At 45.9% G+C, this 10035-nt stretch carries 8 protein-coding genes; all 8 read right to left on the bottom strand.

What is annotated here, in order from left to right; genetic code table 11:
• Window positions 1–409: 409 nt before the first annotated feature.
• Entirely contained in the window at window positions 410–1195 is a 786-nt protein-coding gene (locus ODU34_RS01730; protein WP_105179176.1) for an L-threonylcarbamoyladenylate synthase, read from the bottom strand.
• A 50-nt stretch (window positions 1196–1245) separates the two neighbouring features.
• Complete coding sequence (gene leuD, locus ODU34_RS01725) at window positions 1246–1848, bottom strand: 3-isopropylmalate dehydratase small subunit (protein ID WP_105179175.1); 603 nt, start codon at window positions 1846–1848, stop codon at window positions 1246–1248.
• On the bottom strand, window positions 1848–3239 hold the full coding sequence (gene leuC / locus ODU34_RS01720) for a 3-isopropylmalate dehydratase large subunit (RefSeq protein WP_105179174.1): 1392 nt from the start codon (window positions 3237–3239) through the stop codon (window positions 1848–1850). Before leuC ends, leuD begins: the two co-directional genes overlap by 1 nt.
• A complete protein-coding gene (gene leuB, locus ODU34_RS01715) occupies window positions 3236–4288 on the bottom strand; it encodes a 3-isopropylmalate dehydrogenase (RefSeq protein ID WP_105179173.1) in 1053 nt (350 codons plus the stop codon). The genes leuC and leuB overlap by 4 nt, the downstream gene beginning before the upstream one ends.
• A gap of 8 nt (window positions 4289–4296) precedes the next feature.
• Window positions 4297–5859 carry a 2-isopropylmalate synthase gene (locus ODU34_RS01710; protein WP_105179172.1) on the bottom strand — a complete coding sequence of 521 codons (1563 nt, stop codon included), beginning with the start codon at window positions 5857–5859 and terminating at the stop codon, window positions 4297–4299.
• A 705-nt stretch (window positions 5860–6564) separates the two neighbouring features.
• Window positions 6565–6798 carry a GlsB/YeaQ/YmgE family stress response membrane protein gene (locus ODU34_RS01705; RefSeq protein WP_105160280.1) on the bottom strand — a complete coding sequence of 78 codons (234 nt, stop codon included), beginning with the start codon at window positions 6796–6798 and terminating at the stop codon, window positions 6565–6567.
• A gap of 59 nt (window positions 6799–6857) precedes the next feature.
• Window positions 6858–8099: an aminopeptidase gene (locus ODU34_RS01700; RefSeq protein WP_105121417.1), complete on the bottom strand. Its 1242-nt coding sequence runs from the start codon at window positions 8097–8099 to the stop codon at window positions 6858–6860.
• A gap of 1242 nt (window positions 8100–9341) precedes the next feature.
• Window positions 9342–9944, bottom strand: coding sequence for a nitroreductase family protein (locus ODU34_RS01695; protein ID WP_105179171.1), 603 nt, complete (start codon window positions 9942–9944; stop codon window positions 9342–9344).
• Window positions 9945–10035: the final 91 nt, after the last annotated feature.

The following is a 10035-nucleotide window of genomic DNA, read 5'->3' as shown; positions in this document are numbered from 1 at the left end:
GGAGTAGAACAATTTCTAGTTTCTCAGAGACAGACTTTGGACTTCTTTTGGACATAATAAAACTCCCTTTATAGTTTCTAGTGAAAATTTTTGTTTTTTCACTGTCCACTATAAGGGGAGTATATCATTATTTTCAGCCAGTTTTTTTCTGGTAGAAAAAACGACCCTTTCGGATCGTCCCTATTTATAGTTTATAGTCTTCAGTTTTCTTTTAGTACTCGCTCCAACTATCTGGGAGATAGTTGAAGACTGGAGATAGTGCGAACCAAGTTCGCTTCAAAAGCCGCAGGCATAACTGGAGTTAGGCAAGGTGAGTTCAAATAATGATAAAATTATTTGAAGTTGGAAATACGGAAACGGAGTTTCCTCGTTCGTCGAAGTAATAAAAGATAAACTGAATGACGATATCTTAGTAATATTCCCCTTGTCTATAATCCCAAGAGTTGAAATGATCAGACAAGTGCATCATGATTTTATCGATGTCCAGACCCTTACGGATGACAACTGGGCATGGGCTGATAGAACGGCTATCTGCACCTTGTTCTGGAATCAGTTTACCTTCTTTATCTACCATAGATACCATAACCCCTTGCTCATAGCGGGTTTCAATAGTCTTGTCTGGCTGAATAGATGCCACATAGTCATCCGCCTCGATAATCAAGTCTACCTTAGACGCGATACGCTCACCAATACCTTCTACCTTACCACGATTTCCCTTGCCTGACGGGTTAGCAGATGAAGCGTAGACCATACAGCCTTCTTTTTCCCACATTTCCTTAGCAATCTGCTCGCCAGCCACCCCAAACTTGATAACAAAGCAAGAAGTACCACGAACGTCGGTCATCAACTCTTCACGACCATCGCCATAAGCCTGCAACTTGGCATAAGCCTCTGGTTTCCAAGGCAGGATACAACCCAACAAAATGTCCTCATCCCAATGTTTTTGGTAGAAGGCATCAATCTCAGGAGTCAACTGAGCCAACTCACGCAGCTCCTCCATGCTACCACAAAGGACAACGCCCGGCTTATTACGCTTGCGCTCTTTAGCGTCAAACTTACGCTCCAAGCCAGCCTTGTCAGCAGTCATGATGATGTAACCAACCTTAGTTGGGCAGACAATCACGCCCCCCTCACCCTTGATAATGTCAAGACCTTCTTGTGAAAGTGCGCCATCCCAGTGAATTTGTTTCGTCATTATAATTTCCTCTTTTCTTTTGTTTCATAGCAGAGCAACCTGCTTGTTTTCTAATATATTTTGTTTTGCCAGTAGCTTGGTCTATTCAGTTCATACTCAGCAATCAAATCCTGATACTGTAATGTAATACCAATATCATCCAAGCCATTGAGCAACTTGTGTTTCCAGTCCTGTTCGATGTCAAATGGGAATTCCCCAAAAGGCGTCCGTATCAACTGGTTTGCCAAGTCAACTGTGATTTCTTGGTCAGGAGCCAGCTGAGCCAGTCGGTCCCTGACTTCTTTGGGCTGGATAATGGGCAGAATCCCATTGTTCAAGTCATTGTTGTAATGAATATCCCCGAAGGAGCCCGCAATGATGACCTTGAAGCCATAATCTGCCAGAGCCCAAGCAGCGTGTTCCCTAGAAGAACCTGCTCCGAAGTTATCCCCAGATATGAGGATACTAGCCCCTTGATACTCAGGCTGATTGAGAATGAAATCAGGATTATCCGTGTAGTTATCATCCAAGTACCGCCAAGCATAGAGCAGATACTTGCCAAAACCCTTTTTGTCAATCAGCTTGAGAAACTGCTTGGGCAGGAGCTGGTCGGTATCAATATTATCATTCATGAGCGGAACAGTCGTTCCTGTCCATGTGGTAAATTGGTGCATTAAACTCCCTCCTTGAGAATGTCTAGCTGTCTAGTGTCGACAAATCGTCCATAAAGCGCAGCTGCGGCAGCCATAGCAGGACTGCACAAGTGGGTCTTGGCCCCAAAGCCCTGGCGGTCTTCAAAGTTTCGATTACTTGTGGAGGCACAATGCACACCTGCAGGCACCTTGTCTGGATTCATACCCAGACACATGGAGCAACCTGGATCCCGCCACTCAAAACCAGCCTCCATGAAAATCTTGTCTAAACCAAGCTTTTCTGCAGCTCGCTTGACAGGGCGACTGCCTGGAACGACAATGGCCGTAACCTGCTCTGCTATTTTCCGCCCCTTAACAATCCGAGCTGCCAGCTGCAAATCGCTGAGGCGAGCATTGGTACAGGAGCCTAGGAAGACATAGCCAACGGGAATATCCGCAGCCTTTTGCCCAGGAGCTAAGTTCATGTAAGCATAGGCCCGCTCGTCGTTGTGGTCACGGATGGCTGGGAAGGGTTCATCGAAGCTAACCCCCATTGCAGGTGTCGTTCCCCAAGTGACCATCGGTGCCAGGTCGGACACATCAAGGACTAGGTGCTTGTCATAAACCGTGTCCGCATCTGAGTAGAGCTCCTTCCAGTCTGCCACCGCAGCCTCAAAGTCCGCTGGGGCACACTCACGACCTCGCAGGTAGTCAAAAGTGGTCTGGTCTGGAGCCATAATGCCCATCTTAGAGCCGAACTCAATGGACATATTGCAAATTGTCATCCGCTCTTCCATGCTGAGTCGGTCGATGACTGGACCAGCAAATTCCACCACGTGACCCAAACCACAATCCACACCGTAGCGGGCAATCAGAGCCAGGATAAAGTCCTTGGCATAGACACCTGCCTGGGCCTGACCGACAAATTCCACTAGGAGTCGCTTGGGTTTGACCTGCCAGATGGTCTGAGTAGCGAGAACGTGCTCCACTTCAGAAGTACCAATCCCAAAGGCAATGGCACCAAAGGCTCCGTGTGTCGCCGTATGGCTATCCCCACAAACGATGAACTTACCCGGCTGGGTCCGACCTGTTTCTGGTCCAACCATGTGGACAATCCCCTGATGTTCCGAACCATGGGCTGCATGGGGAATGCCGAAATCTTCTATATTCTTCGCCAAGGCATCCATCTGAGCCTTGGAAATGACATCACGGATATTGTGAATATCAACGGTTGGCACGTTGTGGTCAAAAGTCGCAAAGGTCAAGTCTGGGCGCCGAACAGGTCGCCCTGTATCCCTCAGTCCTTGAAAGGCCTGGGGACTGGTCACCTCATGGACATAATGTTGGTCGACATAGAGGAGCTGGGGCTGACCTTCCTGACCTATAATCACATGGCGATCCCAGAGCTTATCGAAAATGGATTTGCCACTCATGTTGACCTCCTTTCAAGCTGTGCAATAATAGCCGCTGTCATTTCTTTGGTAGAGGCGCTACCACCTAGGTCTTTAGTGAAAATTCCCTGTGCAAAGACCGCTTCAACTGCCTGGCGAATGGTCTGACCTGCTTGGACCAAATCAAAACTTTCTTCCAGCATCATGGCAACAGATAGAATCATACTGACAGGATTGGCAATGCCCTGACCGGCAATATCGGGTGCCGAACCATGGATAGGTTCGTAGAGACTGGGACCTGCCACCGCATGACTAGCAGAAGGCAGAACCCCTAGCGTTCCTGTTAATACGCTGGCCTCATCCGACAAAATATCACCGAAAAGATTTTCCGTCACCAAGACATCAAATCGACTAGGATTGGTAATCAAAAGCATGGCTGCGCTATCCACCAACTGGTGCTCCAAGGTCACATCTGGGTAGTCCTTAGCCACCTCATCCGCCACCTTCCGCCACAATTTTGACGTCGCCAGTACATTTTGCTTATCAATGCTGGTGACTTTTTTTCGTCTTTTTTGGGCTAGGTCAAAGGCAGAGCGGACAACCCGTTCGATTTCCTCAACTTGATAGGTATTGCTATCGCTGGCTTGGTCTATTTCCAGAATATGCTCTCCAAAATAAATCCCACCTGTCAACTCCCGTACCATGACCAAATCCACACCATCCAGCCGGTCGGCTTTCAGAGGAGAATAGTCTTTCAGGCTATCAAAAATTTTGACCGGACGGATATTGGCAAAGAGACCCAATTCCTTCCGAAGTTGAAGCAAGCCTTGTTCTGGTCGAACAGCTGCATCATCATATTGAGGGCTACCGATAGCTGCTAACAAAATCGCATCCGCCTGACGGCAGGCTTGTAAGGTAGCATCTGGTAGAGGATGGCCAGCCGCATCAATCCCAGCGCCACCAAAAGCTCTCTCCTCAATCTCATAATCAAATCCTACTTGCCCAGCAACAGCCTCGAGGACTGCTAGGCCAGCCTCCATGATTTCAGGACCGATTCCATCACCAGCCAAGGCTACAATTTTTTTCGTCATATTTCCTCCTAGCTAGTTGGCAATTCTTTCTCAGATAGTTTCTTATCAATCTGTCCGCTATTTTCTTTCTGTACCATGACATTGGCATGAATATAGGCAATTGCAGAAGCCTTCAATACGTCAAAGTCAATACCAGAGGCGTTAAAGACAGTTTCCGTTGCCTTGTTTTCTACAGCGACAAGCACACGCGCTTGGGCATCAATTCCATCGGTAATGGCGTCGATATGGTAGCGTTCCAAGCTGATCTCTTGGTGGAAGAATTGGTCAATGGCATTAAAGACAGCCTCAACTGAACCCTTGCCAGATTCCACAACAACCACTTCTTCCTCATCCTGATTGATAAAGATAACCTGAGCCTGAATACTGCCGTCAGACTGACTATCCAAACGCAAATCTTTAAATTGGAAGCCATCACGATTGCTGATTTCTGTACCAGCTACCAAGGCACGGATATCTGCATCCGTGATTTTTTCTTTCTTGTCTGCAAGGTTTTTAAAGCGAGCAAAGAGGCCCGCAACATCACTCTCTTCAAAATACAAGTCTAATTCTTTCAGCTTTTCCACAAAGGCATGGCGACCAGATAGTTTACCCAGTGGCAGAGAATTTTTCTTGACCCCTACCAACTCAGGTGTGATGATTTCATAAGTCAATGGATTTTTCAAGACACCATCTTGGTGGATACCTGACTCGTGAGAGAAGGCATTACCACCAACCACCGCCTTATTGCGTGGAATGGCAATCCCCGAAAAGCGAGATACTAATTCCGAAGTATTGAGCGTTTCCTTAAGAACAATCGGACTGGTCACATCATAGAAATCTTTCCGAATTTCAAGGGCAACAGCTACTTCTTCAAGGGCCGCATTTCCTGCCCGCTCACCGATACCGTTGATAGTTCCCTCAACACGACCGGCACCATTTTTAATAGCTGAAAGGGTATTGGCAACAGCCATACCTAGGTCATTGTGGCAATGCGGACTGAAAATAATCTCACGGTCCGATTTGACGTTGCTTGTCAAGTAACGGAAAATTTCTCCGTAGTGCTGAGGAGTCGTAAAGCCGACTGTATCTGGAATGTTGATGTAGGTCGCACCGGCATCTACCGCTGTCTGCACCACTTCAAGCAAATAATCCAACTCCGTCCGTGTCGCATCCTCTGGCGAGAACTCGACCACCTCAAAACGCTCACGGGCATAGCTGACATGTTCAGTGATTTGCGCCAAAATTTCTTCTTTGGTCTTTTGAAGTTTAAATTCACGGTGAATGGGACTGGTCGCAATGAAAACATGAATCTGCGGATACTTGGCATCTTTCAGAGCCTCATAACAAGCATCAATGTCTGACTTGACTGACCGAGCCAAACCTGTCACAGCCGTCTTGGTCATAGCCGCCGCAATCTGACGAACCGCTTCAAAAGAATCAGGACTGGCAGCTGGGAAACCCCCTTCAATGGCAGAAATCCCCCATTTCTCCAACTGCTTGGCAATGGTCACTTTTTCCTTGATAGAAAAATTCACACCCGGCGTCTGTTCACCATCCCGTAAAGTCGTATCTAAAAATTCAATCACACGCATAAGAATACCTTTCTAAACAATTCAAACTTCAATACTATCGTCTTTTAGTTTGCTTTTAGTACTAGCTCCAACAGTCAGAGTAGTGACTGTTGGAGGTGGGAAATAGAGTGAACTTAGTTCGCATCAAAAGCTGAAGATAGCTTGCATAGTCCAGTGGACTGTGCAAGGTGGGAAATTAGACTTGCAAAGCAAGTCACATCCGTGGAGTACGGCAAAGCGAGTTCAAATAATGATGAAATTATTTGAAGTTGGAAATGAGGAAACTAAGTTTCAAACTACCACTCTTTTAATGAAAGGTGGTAGGCTGAAAACCTCCACTGGAGCTTTTCAGTCGTCGAAGTAATAAAAGTAAACTAAATGACGATAAAAAAGAAAACACCTCGAGGATTATTACCCGCGAGATGTTGTCAACAGCGCCCGCTTGGTAAGCCAAACAGGACTAATGCATTCTTTCAGCACTAGCCCGACCGTCGCAACAACAAAGCAAAGAATTTTGTAGTGACAGGTTTCATTTGACTTTTTCCTTTCAGTGTTCTGGAACCTGTTTTTACAGGTTCTTAATTGCTTACTATGATACCTTACTTATTTTCACTTGTCAACAGAAAAGTGGAAATTTTCTGAAAAATACGAACAATGTGGCAATTCACGCAAATCCCTCCACAAATAAAACCAAACCTCATCCGAAGTTTGGTTTTACAGTTCATTTTAATTCCGTCTGGAACTGCTAAAAATTGCCACCAGCAATACTGCTCCAAAGACTGACGGTACCAGGGCCATGCCAGCAAATTGTAGTCCCCAATCACCAAAGAGTAACTGTCCAATCCACGAACCAGCAAGCCCAAGGATAATATTCCCCAGACAACCACGACGGTCGTCTGAGGAGGTGAGAGCACCTGCAATCAGGCCAATTATGGCTCCCGCGATAATACTTGATAACATCTTATTTTCCTCCAATTCTTATAAGATAAGACTGGTTGCCCAGTCTTATGCAAATATCACTAGATAGCCCACTCACCGTCGCGGAAGATTGGTACACGGGTACCGTCTTCACGGATACCGTCAATGTTCATCTTATTAGAGCCAATCATGAAGTCCACGTGAACATCTGAGCGGTTGAGACCAGCTTCTTTCAGCTCTTCTTGGCTCATTTCTGTACCACCTTCGATAGAGAAAGCATAGGCTTGCCCGATTGCCAAGTGGTTTGAGGCATTTTCATCGAAGAGGGTGTTGAAGAAAGTCACACCTGATTGAGAAATTGGGCTCTTGTCTGGCACAAGGGCAACTTCACCGAGACCACGTGCACCGGCATTGTCAAAGACCAATTTCTTCATGACTTCATCGCCTTTTTCAGCAGTCACATCTACAATCTCACCATCTTTAAAGGTTACTTTAATACCTTCGATAATATTGCCGTTATAGCTAAGTGGTTTTGTAGACGTTACATAGCCGTCTGCTACACGGTAGTCAGGTGCTGTGAAGACCTCTTCTGTTGGCATGTTGGCAATAAAGTGTTCACCTTGGGCATTGACCGAACCAGCCGCTTCCCACAAGTGATTCTTCGGCATACCAAGAACGAGGTCAGTTCCTGGTGCTGTGTAGTGCAATTTGACAAACTGCTCGTCGTTAAGGACCTTAGCCTTAGCCACCAAGCGTGCCTCATGCTCTTCCCAAGCCTTGATTGGATTTTCTTCGTAGATACGGCAAGTCTTGAAGATTTGATCCCAAAGGAGGTCCACTGCCTCTTCGTCAGACGCTGCATTTGGGAAGACTTTTTTGGCCCATTCCAAACCAGAGGCTGCACCGAGCGTCCAGCTGATTTTGTTAGCTTGGGATGCTTGCCGCATTGGGTTCAAAGCCTGGCTGAGTGCACGAGCGTTGCGAGATAGTTTCTCTGGATCCACACCGTCGTAAGCACCTGGATCTTCTGACAAGACAACCAAACGGCTTGCCTTGCGCTCCAAAAGGTAGTTCATTTCGGTGATGCGTTGTGGATGAACTTGTTCCAAGAGCTCCACATCTACATTGACCAAACGTTCACGCGCAATCACATCGTCCAACCAGTTGACCAAGACTTCAGCCGCACCGTGCGCATAAGCCTCTTTGACAATCAAACGCGCCAATTCAGCCTGTTCTACACCGATAGTCAACTGCACCGTGTGACCAGGTTGGACATTGATACCTGTTGATACCAATAGTTTAGCATATTTAGCGAGATTTTCTTTAAAATTTGGTAATACCATCTTTTTCTCCTTTGTACTTTGAAATACCCTATTATTGTATCATATTTTAAGCTAGACAGATAAAAAAACTTCCTGCTGATACAGGAAGTTGGAAAGGTTAGCTCTGGGAGATAGTTGAAGCTTGGGATGAAACGAACGGAGCTCGTGTCAACAAGCCGAAGGTATACCCCCGCTCCTCTCTTGTTTTAAGGGAGCAGAGTGTAAAGCTCCAGTGGAGCTTTACACTCACCAAGGTAAGCTGACAACGGATATTTCTAATTTTCGCAGGGAAAAGTTTTCAGTTTACTTTTAGTACTAGCTCTAACTGTCTGGGAGATAGTTAGAGCTGGGAGATAAAGCGAACGAAGTTCGTGTCAACAGCTGCAGGCATAACTCAATGCTCTCTTATTTCTAGGCATTGACTTGAAACAGTCCCCCAGACTGTTTCAATCAGGCAAGGCGAGTTCAAACAATCCAGTGGATTGTTTGAAGTTGGAGATAAGGCTAGGCAGAAAGTCCAGACTCGCTTCTCAGAGTTCGTCTTCCCACTCCCCATCTGCCGACGTAATAAAGCAAACTGTAAGTATGTATACTCAATGCAAATTGAAAATAGCCTAGCTTCAACTATCTGGGAGATAGTTGAAGGGTGGAGATAAAGCGAACGGAGTTCGTGTCAGCAAGCCGAAGGTAGAACTTCGCTCCTCTCTTATTTCAAGGGAGCAGGCTGTAAAGCTCCACCGGATCTTTACACTCACCAAGGTAAGCTGACAACGGATATTTCTAATTTTCGCAGGGCAAAGTTTTCAGTTTGCTTTTATTACTAGCTCTAACTGTCTGGGAGACAGTTAGAGGTTGGAGATAAAGCGAACGAAGTTCGTGTCAACAGCTGAAGGCTGTACTGAAGTACGCCGAAGCGAGTTCAAACAATCCAGTGGATTGTTTGAAGTTGGAAATAAGGCTGGGCAGAAAGTCCAGACTCGCTTCTCAGAGTTCGTGTCAACATCTCAGCGCAGTGGTTGATTGGCAGATTTGTTCGTGCTTCACACTCCAAATCTGTCCTAATCAACTGTGCGGGGGTGGGAAGACGAACTCTTTTTAAACTGGTCGAGTTCTTCCCCACTCCCCATCTGTCGACGTAATAAAACAAACTGTAAATATGTATACTCAATGAAAATTGAAGTCAGACTAGGCGACGCAGATGTAGATAGAACTTAAGTTCATCACATCAAGTCAACAACGTCTGACTTCAATTTTCGCAGAGTATTAGTTACCAAAAACCTTTACACGGTCCCCATCCGCCATATAGTCTTTGTCTGCTGCTGGAGCTCCGATGCTTCCGAATGGTGCTTGTGCACGGAGTTTCCAGTTAGCTGGGATACCGTATTTTTCAGCAACTTGTGCATCAACCAACGGGTTGTAGTGTTGTACGTTCATGCCGATATTTTTCTCAGCGAAAGCCAACCATACTGCGTACAAGTTGATACCGTGAGCTTGTTCAGACCAGATCGGGAAGTTTTCAGCGTAAAGTGGGAAGCTTTCTTGCAAGCCTTTAACCACGTCTTGATCCTCGAAGAACAAGATAGTACCAGCACCAGCCGCAAAACCAGCTAAGCGACCTTTTGTAGCTTCAAAAGCTTCTGCAGGCGTTACTTTTTCCAATTCGCTGTAGGCAATTTCGTTCCAGAAAGCATCTGATTCAGCACCGAAAAGTACAACTGCACGGCTTGATTGTGAGTTGAAAGCTGATGGAGATTCTTTCATGGCTTTCTCAACAAGTGCTACTACTTCTTCGTTTGATACTGGCAATTCTTTACCAAGTGCATAGATAGAACGGCGAGTTTCTTGAAGTTTTGCAAAGTTTGACATATGTTTTCCTCTTTTCTTATTGTTACTACATAGTAGTTTTTATCACTATATAGAGATTGTATCATTATTACTAAGTAGTGTCAAATTCCTA

It is taken from the genome of Streptococcus sp. 2018WUSS126, assembly GCF_044427425.1.
In the GTDB taxonomy this organism is placed as follows: domain Bacteria; phylum Bacillota; class Bacilli; order Lactobacillales; family Streptococcaceae; genus Streptococcus; species Streptococcus hashimotonensis.
The sequence above is the reverse complement of the archived record's forward strand: the minus strand, read 5'-3'. Positions and strand labels throughout refer to the sequence as shown.

Coding starts and splice junctions, on each gene's coding strand:
- ODU34_RS01705 (WP_105160280.1), bottom strand. CDS start 6,798: ATGTTATCAAGTATTATCGCGGGAGCCATAATTGGCCTGATTGCAGGT.
- ODU34_RS01695 (WP_105179171.1), bottom strand. CDS start 9,944: ATGTCAAACTTTGCAAAACTTCAAGAAACTCGCCGTTCTATCTATGCA.
- leuD (WP_105179175.1), bottom strand. CDS start 1,848: ATGCACCAATTTACCACATGGACAGGAACGACTGTTCCGCTCATGAAT.
- ODU34_RS01730 (WP_105179176.1), bottom strand. CDS start 1,195: ATGACGAAACAAATTCACTGGGATGGCGCACTTTCACAAGAAGGTCTT.
- ODU34_RS01700 (WP_105121417.1), bottom strand. CDS start 8,099: ATGGTATTACCAAATTTTAAAGAAAATCTCGCTAAATATGCTAAACTA.
- ODU34_RS01710 (WP_105179172.1), bottom strand. CDS start 5,859: ATGCGTGTGATTGAATTTTTAGATACGACTTTACGGGATGGTGAACAG.
- leuB (WP_105179173.1), bottom strand. CDS start 4,288: ATGACGAAAAAAATTGTAGCCTTGGCTGGTGATGGAATCGGTCCTGAA.
- leuC (WP_105179174.1), bottom strand. CDS start 3,239: ATGAGTGGCAAATCCATTTTCGATAAGCTCTGGGATCGCCATGTGATT.